The sequence below is a fragment of the Aliinostoc sp. HNIBRCY26 genome (assembly GCF_050235535.1).
Taxonomy (GTDB): domain Bacteria; phylum Cyanobacteriota; class Cyanobacteriia; order Cyanobacteriales; family Nostocaceae; genus Trichormus.
Genome location: NZ_CP189852.1, coordinates 3,284,805 through 3,302,949, shown reverse-complemented (window position 1 = coordinate 3,302,949; position 18,145 = coordinate 3,284,805). Strand labels below are relative to the sequence as shown.

Sequence of the window (18,145 nt, the reverse complement as noted above, 5' to 3'; positions counted from 1 at the left end):
TTTTTGAATATAAAAAGGGTGTGTTAACTAAGATTAACACACCCTAAAATTGCTAAGAATAATTATTTTCAATCCCTGCTTCTTTTTCTATGCGGTCTAAAGCTTTTTTGGCTCTAAACATAACTTTAAAATAGGCTAATTGACTGTTCCAAGCTGAACGAGGCAGGCTAGGTTTAACTTGGGTTTGTGAAATATTTTGCAGTGATGTTTCTGAATTATCGATGTTAGTAGACATTTGTATTTATCGCCGATGGTAACAATGTATTTTTGACTAAACACTGACAGGTGCTAATAATTCTACCCCTTGCCAACTAGCTGACCATTGAATTTTATCAGCCGTAAAATGTAGGGGGTCATTCTCTGGCCAAGGCGCATTAATTGGTTCTTCAACTAGAGCAAATTCACCATTATCAAAAGGTTTGCCATCAGCACGACGTTGCAGAAAGACTCGTTCCCGAATACCGTTTTTAGCTTGAGTTAAAGCGCGATGATGACAATAAGGATTATTACCACGTTTATCAAAAAAGACGTGTGCAGTCCAACTGCAACCACCCCGACAAAGTTCAGCAAATTCACAAGTTTTGCAGAAACCCCACAAATGCGCTGTACCTTTGGGTGTGTCAGCACCTAAATTAAAGCGGAGTTCTTCTGTTTCTTCGATGATGGTTTTGAGGGAATAGTCACGGATGTTACCACCAGTGTAAGCAGATGTCGGTAAGGAAGGACAACCTTTAATTGCCCCATCTGCTTCAATACCTAATGTCGAAAGTCCCGCATTGCAACCTTGCCAAAATGACCAAGCACTCCCACCCCGCAAAAATCGTTCGTAGGGGCCGAAGTAACCAATGTTATTGCCTGGTTGTAGCTGTACACCTTCTCGTTTAGCACGTTGCGCCACCCGTGCAATCATGGGGTAGATATCTAATAATTCATGAGGTTGCAGCAGAATTTCACTATTATCGGCAGCATTGCCCATTGGTACAGTCAATTGAATTTGCCAAGCAAATATACCTGCATCGCGGATATGTTCATAAATACTGGGGAATTCTGGTGCGGAAAGGCGATTAATTTGGGTATTGCAACCGAAAGGGATGCCTACTTGCTTAAGGTGACTCATGGTTTTAAATGCCCATTGCCATGAACCTTGTCTACCCCGCAGTCTGTCGTGAGTTGCTTCTAAGCCATCCACAGAGACGGATACTACTTTAATTCCAGCATCTTTCATCCGGCGTGCTGTGTCTAAAGTAATACCGTAGCCACCGGTTGTCATTCCGCAGTGAATGCCAGCTTGATTAATAGCTTGGGCAATTTCCAACCAGTCTGGACGTAAAAAAGCTTCACCACCAATCAGTGTAATTTCGGTGATGCCCACATCTGCCATTTGTTTGACTAAATCTAAGGCTTCTGCGGTGGAAAGTTCTTTGGTTCTGGTATGTCCTGCACGCGAACCACAATGTTGACAAGCCAGATTACATTTTAATGTGATTTCCCAAACAGCATAACTAATTCTGCGATCGCTCATACAATCTTACCCCTATTCAATTTATATAAAGAGGGACGGTTTGTGTTTATCCGTCCCCAAACACTGAAATGGTTGGTTAAATTCGCCTAGAATTGGTCGCTAATTACAACCCCATACATAGCTTGAGCTGGAGGCCATTTAATTGGAGGCCAAATAATCGCACCATACAATGGCTGAATACGAATTTTTTCAATTAGAGAGGCAGCACCACCGAAGACTGCATCTAGTTCTTTTTCCTCTAAATCTCTGAGTTCACCCTCACCGACTGCTGACTCTAATAATTGAGTTGTATATTCTTCAAACTCTGCTTGGGTAAATTCAAAACCAGCAGCTTTCACTACTTGGCTACATTCTTCTTTGCTCTCAACTTGTTGCATTTGAGTGCGGAAAGCTTCGTCATTAGCCAGTCTTTCATAGAAGGCTCTGACGTTTTCAAAAGCCATATTTTTCTCCTTTTCAATTAAGTAGTTACGTCAGTTAATGCAACTTCTTGCATTAACTGAGAAGGACTGTAATTGTCGGTGATAATTTGTGGACAACGCATACAAGCCGCCTTACCTTCTTGTTGCCACCAACGGCAATCTCTGCGTATAGAACAAGGTGGGAGTTCTGATACTACAGCAGGTAATTTTTCTGCGACTCTTGTGGCTAAACGGCAGTCATTACCATCGAAATGTTGACATTTTTTAGCTGCACAAGGGGCGGCTGTCCGAAAGATTTCTGTGGGAGTCACAGGAGCAGCTTTCGCTAATAGTTCATCTGTTACAGGTAATTGCTGTTTGAGATAAGTAACTTTTGGTTCTGCGACTGTTCCACCAATTAAACCGAAGACTACGCTTCCTGCTATTTCGGGTCTAGCACTAGGACAAAGTGTAGTTTTTTCAGCAGGAATTTCTTCCATGAATTAATGCTCCAGTAAAGGTGACTTTTCAGTAAAGTTTAGAATTACATGATTTCGGACTGTGGTAGTGCAATGATCCCAACAGTGATGGGGGGACAAATGGGTATAGGTTTAATGATGGGGGGACAAGTGGGTATAGGTTTATAACCTGCAATTGTGAGTGAAGCAATACCGCCTGTCACATTGCCAGCATCTTCACTAGACAAGTCTGATAAGTTGTCATCATTTCCGCTTCTACGTGCCAACGCATCGTTAACGGCAGCATCAATCAAATCATTAATTTCGATTTGATTCTTGAAGTTTCTGTTATTGGTTTCCATGTTTTTGTCTACACTGGTAGATTTATTTATGAGAAATATATTTCTCATAGATTGCATTTTAATTTAAAGTAAAATCAATAATACAAAGTCTGCAATTATTTGAGTGACAAAAATAGTTTACTTCTGTCGTCATTGTATTCTTATTTTCACTCTAATGAATTGTTTAAAAATAGTGGTTTTCAAACAAAAATCCTCTGATATTCTCAGAGGATAAATATAGAATATGAGAATGAGATTGTATATTTTTGAAATTATTCAACGCTTAGTTAAAAAATACTTCTTCAACAGCGTCGCCTAATGTGCTTCCTGCACTAATCCCTGAAAAAACTCCTGCTGGCCCAGCAATAAAGAATCCGGCAACACCGCCTACAATCCCACCGATGAGTTTACCAAGGAATCCACCACCCTGAATTGCAGCCATCTCTTCAACAGATAATTCAGTTAGAGAGTAATCAGAGGGGTTTAGGTCAGAAATTGTGATTTTAGCCATCTTGATATTAACCTCCATCAGTGAGCTTTTTTATTTGGGTTACATTCCAATTAGGCTAAACATATTTATATGGATAATGTTACCTAAGACTGTAGTTTCTTATTTTCATGCCTTAAATGTACATCTCTCAAATAAATATGCTTTAGCTTGTCTTCACATTGACATCATCTCTGATTTAGACAAAAAAAGACAATCTTATTAATCAATAAATGAGTGACAAAATTACTTTATTTTATTAATATTGAATTCCCTAAAGATAAAATGAATATAACCTTTCTAAAATTAATTGATAACCTTCTTAATTTACTTACATGGGAAATTTGGGTTGTTTCGCTAACTATTCACCTCTAAAGCCATCTGGAAATAGCAAAACCTTGAATAGAGACATTATTGAGTTGCTAGTGAATAGATAATTGTAGTGACCAACTAAAACATTTATGTCCCTATGAGTTGGTTGTCATCATTTCTGTTGTAGATTGGGAAGCGAGGGATTTTGCACCTCATTCGGCATCCTGGCTCTAGAGACTGGGCAGAGATAGGAATTTTTGTCTTATGTGGAGTACACAACCCTAATTCGTATCAAGCTTTGATGAATTTGAGCAACATGATATATAATGAGGGATTGTGTCGAATTAGAGCTAAACCATGCCTAAACTCAAAACACGCAAAGCCGCAGCAAAACGATTCCGCGCCACTGGTAGCGGTAAAATTGTGCGCCGCAAAGCTTTCAAAAATCACTTGTTAGAACACAAAACCACCAATAAGAAGCGCAATTTCTCTAAAATGGCGATTGTGAACGAACGCGACGAAGAAAACGTGCGTTTAATGCTTCCTTATTTGTAAATTCGATAGATTATCTAGGAATAGAATATGACCCGTGTAAAACGCGGTAACGTTGCTCGTAAACGCCGCAATAAAATCCTCAAACTAGCTAAAGGTTTCCGTGGTTCTCACTCCACCTTGTTTAGAACCGCTAACCAACAGGTAATGAAAGCACTCCGCAGTGCATACCGCGATCGCAAAAAGAAAAAGCGCGATTTCCGTAGCCTCTGGATTACCCGTATCAACGCTGCTGCAAGAGTACATGGCTTAAGCTACAGTCGCTTGATCGGCAACCTGAAAAAAGCTAACATCCAACTCAACCGCAAAATGTTGGCACAATTAGCAGTCCTCGATCCTGCTGGCTTCAGCAAGGTAGTGGAAATAGCCAGTCAAGTTCAAGGTTAAAGGTGAAACCGGATGAATAACAGATGTAACAAACGGCAAATCATGAAGCAGTTACATCTGGTATTATCCGCAACTATTATTTGCATTTTTTGCGTGTTTTTTGCTACAGGCTTGTCTGCATCTGCCTCACCAATCAAGGAAATACAACGGCGGGGTTATATAACCGTGGCGGTAAAAGATAATACGCCGCCTTTAGGATTTAAAGATGCCAGTGGGAAATTACAAGGTTTAGAAATTGACTTAGCAAAGCGTTTAGCAACCGATTTGTTGGGAAAAGCCGACGCTGTGAAATTCCAGCCCGTCATGAATCGCGATCGCCTAGCCGCAGTTTACAATCATCAAGTAGATATGGCGATCGCTAGGGTGACAGCTACAGAATCACGCTCACGCTTAGTTAGTTTTAGCGTCCCCTATTATTTTGATGGCACTGTTTTAATCACCAAAGACGCGTCTATTCAAAAATTAAGCGATTTACAAAAACAAAAAATCGCCGTCTTAAATAACTCCATCACTATAGCTGAAGTTCGTTACTATATACCGAGTGCTAATTTAGTAGGAGTAGATTCCTACACAGAAGCGCAAAAGCAGCTAGAAAATAGCACTGTAGTAGCCTTCGCCGCCGATGCCAGCGTATTGAGTGCATGGGTACAGAAAAACCCCCAATACCGAATTCTACCGACAAAATTATCGACTGCACCCTTATCTGTAGTGATGCCCAAAGGGTTACAGTACGATGAATTGAGAAGAGAAGTCAACGAAGCGATCGCCAGTTACATAGCTAAAGGCTGGCTCAAAGAACGCATTAAATATTGGGGATTAGTCAATAGTCAATAGTCAATAGTCAATAGTCATTAGTCATTAGTCATTAGTCATTAGTCATTAGTCATTAGTCATTAGTCATTAGTCATCCTCCCCAATCCCCAATCCCCAATCCCCAATGCCCCAGATAGACCGATAATAGATATAGAAGCAAGTTTAATATTTTTATTTGAAGGTAATGGATAACAGTCTAGCGGTTGTTTATCTCTCTGTTTTGGTTGGTTTACTGACATTCGCAGTTGTGAGTGTTTTCCGCCAGCTGTTCAAAACTCGGAAGCGGGAGAGTGCTTTATCGCGGTTGCGAAACAAGTTGAGTAAAGACAAAGGTACGACTCAAGAATACTACGAACTAGGTTGTATTTATTCTGAGAAAAAGGTGTTTACCCAAGCGATACCATTGTTTCAAAAAGCACTCAAATCTGCTGAGGAAGAGGGAGAAGAAAATATTGCTCCTATCTACAATGGTCTAGGTTACGCTTATTTTGCTCAAGAGCAATATGACTTAGCCATTCGTCAGTACAAAGAAGCTCTGAAATTGCAGCCTGATTATGTGGTAGCACTAAATAATTTGGGTCATGCTTATGAGCGCAAAAAATTGAATGCTCAAGCGTTACAAATGTACGAAGAAGCACTCAAATTTCAACCCAATAACTCAACAGCTAAACGTCGTGCGGAATCTTTGCGTCGGTTAGTAACTGCGTAATTATCTGTTGCAATCATCAAGGGGCGATCGCTTTTCATTTCGTGAGGGCGATCGCTCTTGCTAAGAGTTAATATTAAAAATATATCTGTTGGTATAAATATAAATAAATTTTTTGTAACTAGCTCTACTGCCAGAGGTAAAGTGTGGATTGAAATTGAATGCAATATTTGTTCAAATAACAAATCATTAGGGATGTGAAGTAATGTAAAAAGATTGGAATCTAGTTCGTAGTAAGGACTTCAGTCCTTATCAGAGGACTAAAGTCCTCTCTACGAGACGCTTGCGCGAACACTACAAACCTTGGATTATTTACACCGTTCTACTTATCAGAAAGTCCTCTCTCAACAACTCTAACTATTATTTGTAGAATATCAGGCTTGAATCACCGGAAATTGCACTTCCGTTACATAAGAATCATCATTCTGTTCATTACCACCCACAATATATACTTCACGGTTCGGCCCGGTAATCTTGTAGCCATTGGTTTCAATCCAAGACACCAAGGTAGCGTAGGCTTGACTAATGGTGGCATAACTACCATGATGAATTAAACAGGCGATCGCTTCTAGTCCTGGTAACTCATACACCTTGATTCTCTCATTACCTTTAACTAATCCAGCAACAGAAATCACCGCTTCTCCATCAACATCAGCATCTTTATAGCCTGGGTCATGCCAAATCCCCGCATAATAATTACCTGGGTGGGCTTGCTGTTGTTGCAGATATTCGTGCAGTTCATCGTATAATCTACTAATATCGGCGTAATCTGGCAGAATTTCGCGGATAGATACAACTTGCACTGGTTCAGCTTTTTTAATTACAACCTCATAGTTAGGCATACTATTCTCCTGTTCAATTTGCTTGAGTCTGGCTTCTACTCGTGTGAGTCTTGCTTGTTCCGCTTCCACTAACTGCTGAATTTCCGCCTGTTTGAGTCGCAGCATTCCCCGAATTTGGGACGGTGGCAAATTCTCATCTAGTAACTGGGCAATTTGCTCTAAGGAAAAACCTAAATCTTTGAATGCTAAAATGCGATTCAGTCGGGGTAATTGTTCAGCCGAGTAGTAGCGATAGCCTGTAAAGTCGTCTACTTGTAGTGGTTTCAGCAGTCCCATCTGGTCGTAGAGACGCAGCGCTTTGATACTTACTTGGCTAAGTTTAGAAAAGTCACCTATTTTCAGCATTTGTTCATGAGGACTCAGGTGGCCAATTTGGAGTGTGTGTTAACTCCAGCTTGATCCCGTCTGGATCTAAGAAGTAAACAGCATAGTATCCTGGTAAATAACTATACTCAGCAGGAGGATCGAGGATTTTTACTCCACGTTCCACTAGGAATTGATGTAGTGAATTAACTTGTTCCCGATGATCTGCACTAAAAGCCAGATGATGTAATCCTACAGAATAGCGGTCATGATTTTTATTTGGTGATTCAGGGTTGGCGGGAGAAATTGTGATCACGCCGTTGTGACCAGCCCAAAGGATTAACTGCTCTGTTTTTTCTTCTTGTTGATAACCCAAAAATCCTAACAGTGCATTGTAAAAAACCTCGGAACGGTTCATATCCGATACTGTTAAAGCAATGTGATTAACAGCTCCTAATTTCATGGTTTATTACTAAAATATGTTCAACTCTCTACAGTACACACTCTGCCGTAGGGGTAGAGTCAACCCCTGTGGTTAACTCAAAATACTCTACTCTCAGACAAGCCGACAAAATTCAAAATATAAAACATCCTATGGGAAAGAGTGTGAATACTGCTTCTAAAAACGAAGCACGGGTATTGTTAGCAACTGTGTTTTTAGTGGCAATTCTAATTTTGGCAATAGGTTTTTCCCTATCTTTTGGTGCTGTCGCCATGACTCCTGAACAATTGTGGCAGGCTATTTGGCGACGGGGAGACCAAATTTATCAAACTATTCTTTGGGATTTGCGTTTACCGAGAACTGTCGCCGCAATTTTAGTAGGCGCAGCTTTAGGAATGGCTGGTTCACTACTTCAGGGAATGTTACGTAATGGACTAGCCGACCCGTTTTTACTCGGTATTTCTGCGGGTGCGGGTTTAGTAGCGATCGCCATGTTTAGTCTAGGCGTATTCGTGGCTTGGATTCCTTTAGCAGCCTGGGTAGGGGGAGTTTTCACCACAATGCTTGTATATTTTTTATCGAGAACTGGGGATGGTGTTTCCGTTGAACGGTTGATTTTAGGCGGTGTAGCAGTTAGTTCCATGTTTGGGGCAATTCAGTCTGTGTTACTCCTATTAACAGAAGACGGCAGGATACAGGCAGCTTTAAACTGGTTAATTGGCAGTTTAAATGGTCGGGGATGGTCAGAAGTGACTACAGCCGGGGCTTATATTAGTGTGGCATTGATCTTGGGATGTTTGTTAGCGCGATCGCTGAATTTATTAAGCCTGGGGGATGAATTAGCGGTAAGTTTGGGAGTGTCACTGACGCGATCGCGCGTTTTCATCGGTGGAGTTGCTACACTACTAGCAGCAGGTGCAGTCAGTATTGGTGGCTTAATTGGTTTTGTTGGTTTAATCGTCCCGCATGGTATCCGTTTACTAGTAGGCACAGATTACCGTGCTTTATTACCACTCAGCGCATTAGGCGGCGCGTTAGTTATGACTATCGCAGATTTACTATCCCGCCTGGGTGCAGTAGAACTTCCTGTAGGTTCAGTCACAGCTTTATTAGGTTCACCCGTATTTATTTGGTTGCTATATCGTCGTCAAAATGGCATATAGGGAATTGGAAGAAAGACAAGGTAGGAGTAATGAGTAATGAGTGCTGAGTGCTGAGTGCTGAGTAATGAGTAACGAGTAATGAGTGCTGACTAATGACTAATGACTATTGACTATTGACTATTGACTATGCCTTTGGAAACTCAAAACTTAACTGGTGGCTATACAGCTAAAACTGTAGTTAAAAATGTATCTTTGGCAATTGAAAAAGGTGAATGGTTGAGTTTAGTAGGTGCTAATGGTTCTGGGAAATCTACCCTACTTAAACTCATGAGTCGTCTATTAACTCCACAAACAGGAATTGTTTTGTTAGATGGTAAGGCAATTCATACTCAACCCGCCGCAGTTGTCGCTCAAAAATTAGCTTTATTACCTCAACAACAAGCAGTCCCCCCCGGTTTAACAGTTCGTCAATTGGTATCTTTAGGACGTACACCCCATCAGCCTTGGTGGCAATGGGATTTGAATACAGAAGATAGAGAAAAAGTCTCAGAAGCCTTGCGTTTAACTCAGATGGTAGATTATCAAGAACGTCTAGTAGAACAACTTTCTGGAGGAGAAAGGCAAAGGGCATTTTTAGCCCTAGCTTTAGCACAAAATCCCCAAATATTATTATTAGATGAACCTACAACTTATTTAGACATTCGTTATCAATTGGAATTATTAGAGTTATTAAAAACTTTGAATCAAATATCAGGAATAACTATTTTAACTGTCCTGCACGAAATCAATTTGGCTGCTAGATATAGTTCTCGCATTGCCCTACTTTATCAAGGTAATATTTTTGCATTAGGAGAACCAGAAAATGTTCTCACTCCAGAAAATTTAGCTGAAGTTTTAGGTGTAGAAGTCGCAGTATTAAATACCCCTGTGGGACTACAAATTTGTCCTTTAGCACCAGTTCGTTAGGGAGTGGGGACTTATCAATTCAAAATTCAAAATTCAAAATTCAAAATTAAAGACAGGTTGGGGATTGGGGATTGGGAGACAAGGTAGACAAGGTAGATTTTACTTCAATGTCCCATGCCCAATGCCCAATTCCCAATGAAGCCTTTATTTTTGCACCATTACATGGGATGCTGATTGATTGGGTTAGATGAGTATGTTTTAGATGTCTGTTGTTTCTTCTGTCACGGTGAGAGTCCCAGGGACAACTGCTAACTTGGGGCCTGGTTTTGATTGCATCGGCGCAGCTTTGACTATATATAATAAGTTTCAATTCACCCGCCTGGATGAAGGTAAGTTAATCATTCATGTCACAGGTGAGGAAGCTGAACGGGTACAAACTGATGAGAGTAATTTAATCTATCAAGCATTTGTCAAGTTATATCAACATATAGAGCAAACACCACCACCTGTAAAAATTGAGATTGAATTGGGTGTACCCCTAGCTAGAGGTTTGGGAAGTTCTGCGACAGCAATTGTGGGTGGTTTGGTTGCAGCTAATAAATTAGCGGGTGCGCCTTTATCTGATTTGCAGGTGATGGAATTAGCGATCGCAATGGAAGGACATCCTGATAATGTAGTTCCAGCTTTGTTGGGAGGATGTCGTCTAGCAGCTACTTCTGGTACAGGTTGGGCAATTTGTGATGTCCCTTGGGATAATAGTATTGTGCCTGTGGTAGCAATTCCTGATTTTGAATTGTCAACCTCAGAAGCACGGCGAGTTTTACCAACGGAATTTAGTCGTGCCGATGCAATTTTTAATACTGCTCACTTAGGCTTATTATTACGCGCTTTGGCAACCGGTAAGGGAGAATGGTTAACAGCAGCCTTACAAGATAAATTACATCAGCCTTATCGCCAAGCTTTAATTCCTGGCTACGCTGCTGTGAATGCCGCCGCGATCGCAGCCGGTGCTTACGGTATGGTAATTAGTGGTGCAGGGCCGACACTACTAGCTTTAACCAATGTCAACAATGCCCAAGCTGTAGAAACTGCAATGGCTTCAGCCTGGAAAGCAGAAGGAATTAAAGCCGTAGTGCGATCGCTTTCCCTCGACACCCAAGGCGCAGGTTGAATTCAAAATTCAAAATTCAAAATTCAAAATTCAAAATACCTTACGGTAACGCTCAAGGCGTACAAAGTTCAAAATGAAAAAACTTAATCCTGGCTTGTCTTTGGAGCAAATGCAGTCGGAGATTACAGCACTCAAGTCTCAAATTCAGGTGCTTGAGCAAGAACGTACTGCACTCACTCAGAGTAATGATGTCATTGTGCCTGAAAATGACTCACCTTGGGCAATTGTGGAAGCTTATCGTCGCCAGGCTAGGGAAAATGCCCAATTATTTGCAGAACTCAAAGGAATAGATGATGCGATCGCCGCTTTAAACGCCCAACTACAACAAAAACAAACTGAACTCACCCACCTGCCCAGGAAATTACAACAGATTAACCAAAAGCAACAGTTAGAAGAAGCCAAAGAAATCGCAAAAGCCCATGCTGAGAGAATCAATCAAATAGCCGGAGAACTAGCCACAGAGATCCGCCAATTAAAAGCCTGCGCCGATCAACTCAGTCCCCTCTATTGGCAAATTTATTACAAACCCTTCATCACCGGCTTTAAAACCATCTCCGTTCCTCACGTCCGTTCAGATGGGGAAGTGTGGACAATTGTCAACCGGATTGTTTAGGGCATGGGGCATGGGGCAGGGGGCATGGGTCATGGGGCATGGGGCAGGGGGCATGGGTCATGGGGCATGGGGCATGGGGCATTGAAGTAAAATCTCCCTTGTCTCCCTTGTCTTCCTTGTCTCCCCAATCCCCAATCCCCAATCCCCAGTCCCCAGTCCCCAATCATGACTGACTAAACTGCTGTGTATAAAACTTAGCATAGCGACGCTCAAGGGCTAATAGTTCTTCGTGTGTGCCTGATTCTACGATTTGCCCACGCTCTAAAACTAAGATGCGATCGCATTTTCTCACTGTACTTAAACGGTGAGCAATAATAAATACTGTACGCTGCTGCATCAGTCTTTCTAGGGCTTCCTGTACTAAAGCTTCAGACTCAGAATCTAAGGCAGATGTCGCTTCATCTAAAATCAAGATTTGTGGATTCAATAATACAGCACGGGCGATCGCAATTCTTTGTCTTTGTCCACCAGATAAATTAACACCCCTTTCACCTACCCAGGTTTCATAACCTTCTGGAAGTTGGGTAATAAATTGATGGGCGTTAGCAATTTTCGCTGCGGCTTTTACCGCGTCTAAATCATAAATATCTTGCCCAAAGGCGATATTTTGGGCTACAGTCCCCGAAAACATGATGGTTTCTTGGGGAACTATGCCAATTTGTCGGCGTAAACTTTCTAAGGAAACATCTCGAATGTCTATACCATCAATCAGAATTTCGCCTGTTGTGGGGTCATAAAAACGGGGGAGGAGATTAACGAAGGTGGTTTTACCTGCACCAGACGCACCCACAAGGGCGATCGCTTCCCCTGGCATCGCCAATAAACTAATATCTTTTAAAACGGGTTCTCCTGGTTTATAGGCAAAAGTAATGTGGCGGTATTCCACCTTCCCTTGGACTGGTGGTAAATTTATCGCCCTCGGTTTTTCTGTCACCGTTGGTTGTATCGCCATCAATTCAAAAATTCTGTCTACAGACGCTTCACCTTGCTTAAATTCGTTGTAGTTGTTGGTAACATGACCGATGGGATCAATTAATAAACCGGCTGCGGCTAGGTAACTAAAAAATTCGGCTACTGTTAAATTCTGTTGTTGAATTTGCCATGTTCCCACCAAAATTAAGGATAAAGCACTCAATGCCTCCAAAAACCCGATAATCGGTATCTGCACAGCCTTTAAGCGTTCGGCTGAGTATTTAGCTTGAAAACTGCGTTCTGCTTCCCGGCTAAATCTGGTGATTTCATATTTCTCCGCCGCAAACGCCCTTACTAGTCGAATTCCACTGAAAACCTCTGTGAGAATGGCTGATAAATCAGAGACACGATTTTGGCTTTTCAGGGAATATTTACGTAAGCGTTCCCCAAACCAACCAATTAAAATCCCCATCAACGGCGCAATGACGACTGTGGCTAAAGTGAGTTGCCAATTCAAGTAAATCATATAGATGGGGATGGCAATCAACTGCAACACACAGGGTAAAAAATCGTGAAACAGTTTATTAACTACTTCCCCAATGCGGTCAATATCTTCCGTGAGACGGTAAGATAAATCACCAGCCTTGGCAGTTTCAAAGTAACTTAAATCTAATGTTTGTAAATGGGCGTATGTCTGCTTGCGGAGATGAAAAGCCACTCTTAAAGCGGCTTTAGACATATAAATGTCCTGCACAGATTGAAAAACACCCCTAACTAAGAATACTAAACCTAGTATGGCGGCTAATTGAGCGATCGCTATCACATTACCTTGACCAAAAGGATCGGCTAACTTGCCTGCAAAATTAATTAACGTCAAAGTCGCCAGCACATATCCTACAATGCCGACTAATCCCTTAATAATATTCTGCCACTGGGGTCTAATATAAGGTAGCAGTTGCCAGTAATTAGAGCGAGTTTTCAAGCTGTCACATCCACAACAATATTGTTCTTTGTTAGACGCTACCAGCTTTTGGGTAGTTTCTCCAAACAAAAGCTGTCAATTCTCCCTTGCACACTCCTGCAAATCTTAATGTGCAAATTAAAAGTACAGCAGCCTATTTATTCTGGCTTAAAATCATCTAAATGATGAGCATTTCTGATGATCAAAACGCCATTAAAATACAGTTTTTCCTACTGAATAAACATTAAATTTTGTTTAAAAATATACCAGTACGTCCTTTATCTTGATTTTATAAAAATTGTCTTAAGTTTGAATTTTTGATAATCACATTGCACTTCAGGAAAATTTTGGGAACTATTAAGATTAGTAGTTACACAAATTTTGATCAATGAATTTAAATGTAAAATCAAAGCCAGCAATCAATCCCAGCCGGGGGCAAGAAAACGTATCTGAGCAGTATACGTTCAATTTCAGCTATCAAGCAGCAGTTAATGCACTAGGACAAAAAGCACTCTCTGGCACAGAATTATCTAATTTATTCCAAGATACAGTTAATTTAGTATCTCAAATACTCCAAATCAAATACACTAGAGTTTGGCAAGTTCTTTCAGATAGTAATTCTTTACGAAAAGTTGCTAGTGTGGGGGAAAATTTCTCAGAAAGTGAACCTCAAGACATAGACATCAAAACTCATCAACAAGTAAATCAACTTTTAGAAAACACTCAACCAATTATTAATTTAAACACATCTAATCATCAGCTAAATGAATTTGCTATTCCCTCTCCTCCAGATAGTGTGACTGGTTTGAGTGTGTTAATTCCAGGTGAGAGCAAACCTTTAGGTTTTTTAGAAGTATATGCAACAGAATCCAGAGATTTTACTGCTGATGATGTGCATTTTCTACAATCTATCACCCATGTTTTAGCAACAGCAATTCAACGCAAACGTTCAGAAGCTTTAGTGCAAACCCAAAGCCAAGTTTTAGAACAAGTAGCGTTTGGCGTTAATCTCTACGAAATCTTCAATAACCTCTGCATTTTGCTAGAACAAGAATTACCTGGTGCTTATTGCTCAATTTTAGTTGTAGATGAAGACAAAAAGCGACTCAGGGGAGGTGCAGCACCTACGTTACCAGCAGAATTTGCTAAGGGCGTTGATGGTTTAATGATTGGTGAATTTTGTGGTTCTTGTGGTACTGCGGCTTACAGAGGAGATGCAGTCTTTGCTAATGATATTGCCACTGATCCTTTATGGAAAGATTTCCGAGATTTTGCTTTAAGCTATAACATTAAAGCTTGTTGGTCATCACCTTTTACTTCACAAAACGGTGAAGTTTTAGGAACATTTGCCATATCTCATAAATTCCCCTGTCATCCCACACCACATCATTTAGAAATTCTCAAAACAGCTACTCATATTGCTAGTATTGCCACAGAAACATACAGAGCTGCAATCGCTTTACAAAGGGCGAATAGTGAATTAGAAGCCAAAGTTGCAGAACGAACATCTGAATTAAGAAAAACGCTAGTAGAATTACAAAACACACAAGCTCAACTAGTCCACAGTGAAAAAATGTCCAGTTTAGGACAAATGGTAGCAGGTGTAGCCCATGAAATTAATAATCCCATCAGTTTCATTGCTGGTAATCTCGAATATGCCAATCAATACATTGATGATTTACTAGACTTAGTGGCAGTTTATCAAGAACAATATCCCCAAGTAAATCCCACCATAGCCTCCAAAATGAAAGCCATCGATTTAGATTATTTGCGTGAAGATTTACCGCACTTAATCGCATCGATGAAATCTGGTAGTGAGAGAATTACAGAGATTGTGCTAGGGCTACGTAACTTTTCACGATTAGATGAAGCCAACATGAAATCGGTCAATATTCATGAAGGTATAGATAATACACTGATGATTCTAAATCATCAGATGGAGTTACCGAATCCATTACCAGATATCCAGATAGTCAAAGAATATGGGCAACTACCGAAAGTTAGCTGTTATGCTAATCAGTTAAATCAGGTTTTCATGAATATTCTCAATAATGCAATTTATGCTTTAAAGGAGAATCTAGAAGCAGGAAACTCTACAAATAAGATGCCAACTATTCACATTAAAACTTCAGTTGTAGATGACAAGAAAGTTTTAGTTAGCATCAAAGATAATGGAATTGGCATGAAACCAGATGTGCTAGAACACATTTTTGATCCATTTTTTACTACTAAACCAGTCGGTCAAGGAACTGGGTTAGGTTTATCAATTAGTTATCAAATTGTGATCGAAAAACATCAAGGTAAGCTGAGTTGTATTTCTGAATTAGGAGAGGGAACAGAATTTCACATTGAGATTCCCATCCAGATTTCCCATCAAGAGCAATAACAGGCAAATTTCTGCTATTAATAGACTTCCAAAGAATAAATTACCCTTAATTATCTAAATTGGAAGTCCCTAATTAATTACCAATAGAGTAGCCATTGTCCATTGTGAAATACTCCGTGACCTTGTAGAGTAATGCGCTCATCACCAGGATAAACTTGAGCGATCGCAGCAATTTGATGCAGTGAATGTCCACCATGTACTACAATCTTACCTATATTGTAAGGATGAACAGTTTTATTTCTAAAGCGTTTCATCACCTCCACATCACCTAGATAATTAGGGTCACGACCATTAATATATTCATCATAAGTTAAATCCCAAACATTCAAACCTCCACCCAAATGCGGTAGTTTGATAGGTAAAGTAAAAGAAATTGTGCGTTGAAAATCTATATTTTCTTTATCTTGCCAATTCAGATTTTGATACTGTAAATCAAAATGTACAGATGCTGTTGATTTAGTGAAAATCGCCGGTGTTTCCCAAATATGAAATCCTGGGAGAGCAAAATCAGAATGATAATTCACTGGTGCTTGCAGTTGTGTCTCTAGAGATTGTTTAACTAATTCATAAAGCCAACTAAAATGTTTTTGTAGCAGGGTATTATATTGTGTAGCTCTAGTGTAATAATCACCCGCAAAGTCAGGTAAATTAAGAAAATCTAAATAAGATGCTGTTCCCAAGGTGAAAAAGCTAGCTGGTTCTTGTCCTCTAGTAACCCAATGTGCTTTTAAACTTTGAATAGTCTCATAAACTTGACTGCATTGAGTTTCTGTTAATATTTCATCTGTAATCAGTGCGCCATTTGGGAATTGCTTAACAGCATTTTGTTGAGTAAGTAATGCTAAAAGTGATTCAGTAATTTTACCATCGGCTCTAAGATCATAGCCATCATAGCCCGGCATTGGATTGGCTTCTAAACACCAGTATTGCTCATCTTCTGTCACCTTAAAATCCCAACCAGCAAACTGTAAACCAAAAGCCGCCGTAGCTTTAACAATTTGTTTAATTAAATACTCAGGTAATTCCCAAGGAGAATATTCTGCCTCTTGATAAGAACGACGATAATCAACTTGGGGACAATTAATAATTTCTGCGTGAACCTGATCCCCAACGACATGAGCGCGGACATCTGCACCAGCAACATATCTTTGCAAATGTACAGGCCCTTGGGATGGATGAAAATCAAAAAACTCTTCTGGTGTTACTAGGCGACTATCAGCACGAATACCCGACGCAGGTTTCACGATAGTTTTACCCAAACTAGTAAAAGCTGCTAACAGTTCGGGATCAGAACTAGTCAGACTAGGAGGAACATTAAAACCCCAAGACTGCAAAGAATATTCATGCAATGGTTTAGAAGAATTATCAGTACGACCACCAGGACGGTTAATAACAACACCAGGAATATGCTCTAACCACACACAAAGCGCAGCCAATAAACTCCGCCAACGCATCGCCATCGCCATATCTGACTGCACAGTAGAAAGGTCGATAATTCGGCAATAATAAGCACCATTGGGGTCTAGAGGTAATTTTTGATCACCCACACTCACCCAACTCATACCATCATCAGGAAGCGTTAACCGCCAGTCTCCTGAAAGTATCACTTCGCGGAGATTAATGGCTTGCACCTCAATTCCACGCTGATGAGTTTGACGGATGAAATGGCGAAAAGTGCGGTCTGAGTCAATACCAATGGCGTAAATCATGGGAATAAAACCTCTAAAAGTGCAGGAGCAAAAACAGGCCAAACAAATTGAATCTGTTCCATTAAGGGAAAAGAATCAATTCTGGCAATAGTTGCAGTTTCTAAATTTTCAGAAATGCTCCAAGTAATAGCAGCAAATGTTAAATCTAAATTTCTAATTAGGTTAATACTTTGTTGTTCTAATGCTAAATGTTCTAGGGGAACTGTAGTAGAACGCCAAGCTTGATTATCCAAAACCACCACAATTTCATAACCAGGATCAACATCTGCCCAGCGTCCCCGATAAGGCCCTGCTCCTTGGGGAATATTGGGGTAAGCTGTGGTGTTATAGGTCACTAAATCTTGGACGTACCATTGTTTATTAGCTTGGGGTGTGTGCGGCGGTAAAATTTGCGAAGAAAAGATTTCCACATCGTTTTCTCGATAGCCTGCACGTACAGCCGTTAAAACAGAAGAATAAGAGGTTTTCCCCCAAATACTATGGGGTGTAGGTCGGTTAATTACAGGTGATTTATTGAGTGTGGCAGCAGCCCATAAAGTGGAGAGACATTCACCATAAATAAATGAATCATCGAAACTGCTTCTAATAGTAGATGGTGGTTGAATTCTCAGTAAAATCGGGATATCAGGAGTCACAAAAACCTGCCCATCTTCCATCCCAATAGAAAATAACCGAGCCGCATCACAAACATCAAAAATATCAGCCGTGTAGCCAGCGTGCTGCACTAAATCGAGAACTTCCGTACAAAAGCGATCGCTGCGATCGCCTACAATTATTAAATCCATAGTCTTGAATTATCCATAAGATGGGCATGGGGC

General features: G+C 40.5%; 20 protein-coding genes. 9 read left to right on the top strand and 11 right to left on the bottom strand.

Annotated elements, in window-relative coordinates; translation table 11 throughout:
• Positions 1-52: 52 nt before the first annotated feature.
• The 6 genes from ACQFX9_RS14155 to ACQFX9_RS14130 form a co-directional block, all read right to left on the bottom strand.
• The gene (locus ACQFX9_RS14155; protein ID WP_427162581.1) at positions 53-235 is read right to left on the bottom strand and encodes a hypothetical protein; all 183 of its coding nucleotides are present in this window, start codon (positions 233-235) and stop codon (positions 53-55) included.
• Between the two features lie 36 nt (positions 236-271).
• Complete coding sequence (locus ACQFX9_RS14150) at positions 272-1,522, bottom strand: nif11-class peptide radical SAM maturase 3 (RefSeq protein WP_427162580.1); 1,251 nt, start codon at positions 1,520-1,522, stop codon at positions 272-274.
• An 86-nt stretch (positions 1,523-1,608) separates the two neighbouring features.
• Positions 1,609-1,965, bottom strand: coding sequence for a Nif11-like leader peptide family natural product precursor (locus ACQFX9_RS14145; RefSeq protein ID WP_427162579.1), 357 nt, complete (start codon positions 1,963-1,965; stop codon positions 1,609-1,611).
• Positions 1,966-1,982: 17 nt separating this feature from the next.
• Positions 1,983-2,423, bottom strand: a complete 441-nt coding sequence (locus ACQFX9_RS14140) for a nitrogen fixation protein (RefSeq protein ID WP_427162578.1) — start codon at positions 2,421-2,423, stop codon at positions 1,983-1,985.
• Positions 2,424-2,467: 44 nt separating this feature from the next.
• Positions 2,468-2,743 (bottom strand): hypothetical protein, encoded by a 276-nt coding sequence (locus ACQFX9_RS14135; protein WP_427162577.1) that lies wholly within the window; start codon positions 2,741-2,743, stop codon positions 2,468-2,470.
• Positions 2,744-3,005: 262 nt separating this feature from the next.
• Positions 3,006-3,233 (bottom strand): lichenicidin A2 family type 2 lantibiotic, encoded by a 228-nt coding sequence (locus tag ACQFX9_RS14130; protein WP_427162576.1) that lies wholly within the window; start codon positions 3,231-3,233, stop codon positions 3,006-3,008.
• 645 nt (positions 3,234-3,878) lie between these two features.
• On the opposite strand from ACQFX9_RS14130, the gene rpmI reads away from it, so the two are divergent.
• From rpmI to ACQFX9_RS14110, 4 genes are all read left to right on the top strand, one after another.
• Entirely contained in the window at positions 3,879-4,076 is a 198-nt protein-coding gene (gene rpmI / locus ACQFX9_RS14125; protein WP_103138319.1) for a 50S ribosomal protein L35, read from the top strand.
• A gap of 27 nt (positions 4,077-4,103) precedes the next feature.
• Positions 4,104-4,460: a 50S ribosomal protein L20 gene (gene rplT, locus ACQFX9_RS14120; RefSeq protein ID WP_103138318.1), complete on the top strand. Its 357-nt coding sequence runs from the start codon at positions 4,104-4,106 to the stop codon at positions 4,458-4,460.
• A gap of 12 nt (positions 4,461-4,472) precedes the next feature.
• Complete coding sequence (locus ACQFX9_RS14115) at positions 4,473-5,294, top strand: transporter substrate-binding domain-containing protein (RefSeq protein WP_427162575.1); 822 nt, start codon at positions 4,473-4,475, stop codon at positions 5,292-5,294.
• Positions 5,295-5,457: 163 nt separating this feature from the next.
• Positions 5,458-5,982: a tetratricopeptide repeat protein gene (locus tag ACQFX9_RS14110; RefSeq protein WP_427162574.1), complete on the top strand. Its 525-nt coding sequence runs from the start codon at positions 5,458-5,460 to the stop codon at positions 5,980-5,982.
• A gap of 371 nt (positions 5,983-6,353) precedes the next feature.
• On the opposite strand, the gene ACQFX9_RS14105 is transcribed toward ACQFX9_RS14110, so the two are convergent.
• Both ACQFX9_RS14105 and ACQFX9_RS14100 read right to left on the bottom strand, forming a co-directional pair.
• Complete coding sequence (locus tag ACQFX9_RS14105; protein ID WP_427162573.1) at positions 6,354-7,166, bottom strand: MerR family transcriptional regulator; 813 nt, start codon at positions 7,164-7,166, stop codon at positions 6,354-6,356.
• A 4-nt stretch (positions 7,167-7,170) separates the two neighbouring features.
• Positions 7,171-7,587, bottom strand: coding sequence for a VOC family protein (locus ACQFX9_RS14100; protein ID WP_427162572.1), 417 nt, complete (start codon positions 7,585-7,587; stop codon positions 7,171-7,173).
• Positions 7,588-7,718: 131 nt separating this feature from the next.
• Here ACQFX9_RS14100 and ACQFX9_RS14095 point away from each other — a divergent pair, with 131 nt between their 5' ends.
• From ACQFX9_RS14095 to ACQFX9_RS14080, 4 genes are all read left to right on the top strand, one after another.
• Positions 7,719-8,729 (top strand): FecCD family ABC transporter permease, encoded by a 1,011-nt coding sequence (locus tag ACQFX9_RS14095; RefSeq protein WP_427162884.1) that lies wholly within the window; start codon positions 7,719-7,721, stop codon positions 8,727-8,729.
• 126 nt (positions 8,730-8,855) lie between these two features.
• Positions 8,856-9,635 carry an ABC transporter ATP-binding protein gene (locus ACQFX9_RS14090; RefSeq protein WP_427162883.1) on the top strand — a complete coding sequence of 260 codons (780 nt, stop codon included), beginning with the start codon at positions 8,856-8,858 and terminating at the stop codon, positions 9,633-9,635.
• A gap of 202 nt (positions 9,636-9,837) precedes the next feature.
• Positions 9,838-10,746: a homoserine kinase gene (gene thrB / locus ACQFX9_RS14085; protein WP_427162571.1), complete on the top strand. Its 909-nt coding sequence runs from the start codon at positions 9,838-9,840 to the stop codon at positions 10,744-10,746.
• A 73-nt stretch (positions 10,747-10,819) separates the two neighbouring features.
• Positions 10,820-11,359 carry a hypothetical protein gene (locus ACQFX9_RS14080; protein ID WP_427162570.1) on the top strand — a complete coding sequence of 180 codons (540 nt, stop codon included), beginning with the start codon at positions 10,820-10,822 and terminating at the stop codon, positions 11,357-11,359.
• A 163-nt stretch (positions 11,360-11,522) separates the two neighbouring features.
• Here ACQFX9_RS14080 and ACQFX9_RS14075 read toward each other — a convergent pair whose 3' ends face one another.
• The gene (locus tag ACQFX9_RS14075) at positions 11,523-13,253 is read right to left on the bottom strand and encodes an ABC transporter ATP-binding protein (protein WP_427162569.1); all 1,731 of its coding nucleotides are present in this window, start codon (positions 13,251-13,253) and stop codon (positions 11,523-11,525) included.
• Between the two features lie 367 nt (positions 13,254-13,620).
• Here ACQFX9_RS14075 and ACQFX9_RS14070 point away from each other — a divergent pair, with 367 nt between their 5' ends.
• Positions 13,621-15,618, top strand: coding sequence for an ATP-binding protein (locus ACQFX9_RS14070; RefSeq protein WP_427162568.1), 1,998 nt, complete (start codon positions 13,621-13,623; stop codon positions 15,616-15,618).
• 77 nt (positions 15,619-15,695) lie between these two features.
• Here ACQFX9_RS14070 and ACQFX9_RS14065 read toward each other — a convergent pair whose 3' ends face one another.
• Together ACQFX9_RS14065 and ACQFX9_RS14060 are read right to left on the bottom strand one after the other, a co-directional pair.
• On the bottom strand, positions 15,696-17,327 hold the full coding sequence (locus tag ACQFX9_RS14065; protein ID WP_427162567.1) for an ATP-grasp domain-containing protein: 1,632 nt from the start codon (positions 17,325-17,327) through the stop codon (positions 15,696-15,698).
• Positions 17,324-18,112, bottom strand: a complete 789-nt coding sequence (locus ACQFX9_RS14060; RefSeq protein ID WP_427162566.1) for a hypothetical protein — start codon at positions 18,110-18,112, stop codon at positions 17,324-17,326. The genes ACQFX9_RS14065 and ACQFX9_RS14060 overlap by 4 nt, the downstream gene beginning before the upstream one ends.
• Positions 18,113-18,145: the final 33 nt, after the last annotated feature.

What these genes read in the sequence shown, in the direction of transcription:
- ACQFX9_RS14155 (WP_427162581.1), bottom strand. Translation starts at nt 235, where the DNA reads ATGTCTACTAACATCGATAATTCAGAAACATCACTGCAAAATATTTCA.
- ACQFX9_RS14150 (WP_427162580.1), bottom strand. Translation starts at nt 1,522, where the DNA reads ATGAGCGATCGCAGAATTAGTTATGCTGTTTGGGAAATCACATTAAAA.
- ACQFX9_RS14145 (WP_427162579.1), bottom strand. Translation starts at nt 1,965, where the DNA reads ATGGCTTTTGAAAACGTCAGAGCCTTCTATGAAAGACTGGCTAATGAC.
- ACQFX9_RS14140 (WP_427162578.1), bottom strand. Translation starts at nt 2,423, where the DNA reads ATGGAAGAAATTCCTGCTGAAAAAACTACACTTTGTCCTAGTGCTAGA.
- ACQFX9_RS14135 (WP_427162577.1), bottom strand. Translation starts at nt 2,743, where the DNA reads ATGGAAACCAATAACAGAAACTTCAAGAATCAAATCGAAATTAATGAT.
- ACQFX9_RS14130 (WP_427162576.1), bottom strand. Translation starts at nt 3,233, where the DNA reads ATGGCTAAAATCACAATTTCTGACCTAAACCCCTCTGATTACTCTCTA.
- rpmI (WP_103138319.1), top strand. Translation starts at nt 3,879, where the DNA reads ATGCCTAAACTCAAAACACGCAAAGCCGCAGCAAAACGATTCCGCGCC.
- rplT (WP_103138318.1), top strand. Translation starts at nt 4,104, where the DNA reads ATGACCCGTGTAAAACGCGGTAACGTTGCTCGTAAACGCCGCAATAAA.
- ACQFX9_RS14115 (WP_427162575.1), top strand. Translation starts at nt 4,473, where the DNA reads ATGAATAACAGATGTAACAAACGGCAAATCATGAAGCAGTTACATCTG.
- ACQFX9_RS14110 (WP_427162574.1), top strand. Translation starts at nt 5,458, where the DNA reads ATGGATAACAGTCTAGCGGTTGTTTATCTCTCTGTTTTGGTTGGTTTA.
- ACQFX9_RS14105 (WP_427162573.1), bottom strand. Translation starts at nt 7,166, where the DNA reads ATGCTGAAAATAGGTGACTTTTCTAAACTTAGCCAAGTAAGTATCAAA.
- ACQFX9_RS14100 (WP_427162572.1), bottom strand. Translation starts at nt 7,587, where the DNA reads ATGAAATTAGGAGCTGTTAATCACATTGCTTTAACAGTATCGGATATG.
- ACQFX9_RS14095 (WP_427162884.1), top strand. Translation starts at nt 7,719, where the DNA reads ATGGGAAAGAGTGTGAATACTGCTTCTAAAAACGAAGCACGGGTATTG.
- ACQFX9_RS14090 (WP_427162883.1), top strand. Translation starts at nt 8,856, where the DNA reads ATGCCTTTGGAAACTCAAAACTTAACTGGTGGCTATACAGCTAAAACT.
- thrB (WP_427162571.1), top strand. Translation starts at nt 9,838, where the DNA reads ATGTCTGTTGTTTCTTCTGTCACGGTGAGAGTCCCAGGGACAACTGCT.
- ACQFX9_RS14080 (WP_427162570.1), top strand. Translation starts at nt 10,820, where the DNA reads ATGAAAAAACTTAATCCTGGCTTGTCTTTGGAGCAAATGCAGTCGGAG.
- ACQFX9_RS14070 (WP_427162568.1), top strand. Translation starts at nt 13,621, where the DNA reads ATGAATTTAAATGTAAAATCAAAGCCAGCAATCAATCCCAGCCGGGGG.
- ACQFX9_RS14065 (WP_427162567.1), bottom strand. Translation starts at nt 17,327, where the DNA reads ATGATTTACGCCATTGGTATTGACTCAGACCGCACTTTTCGCCATTTC.
- ACQFX9_RS14060 (WP_427162566.1), bottom strand. Translation starts at nt 18,112, where the DNA reads ATGGATTTAATAATTGTAGGCGATCGCAGCGATCGCTTTTGTACGGAA.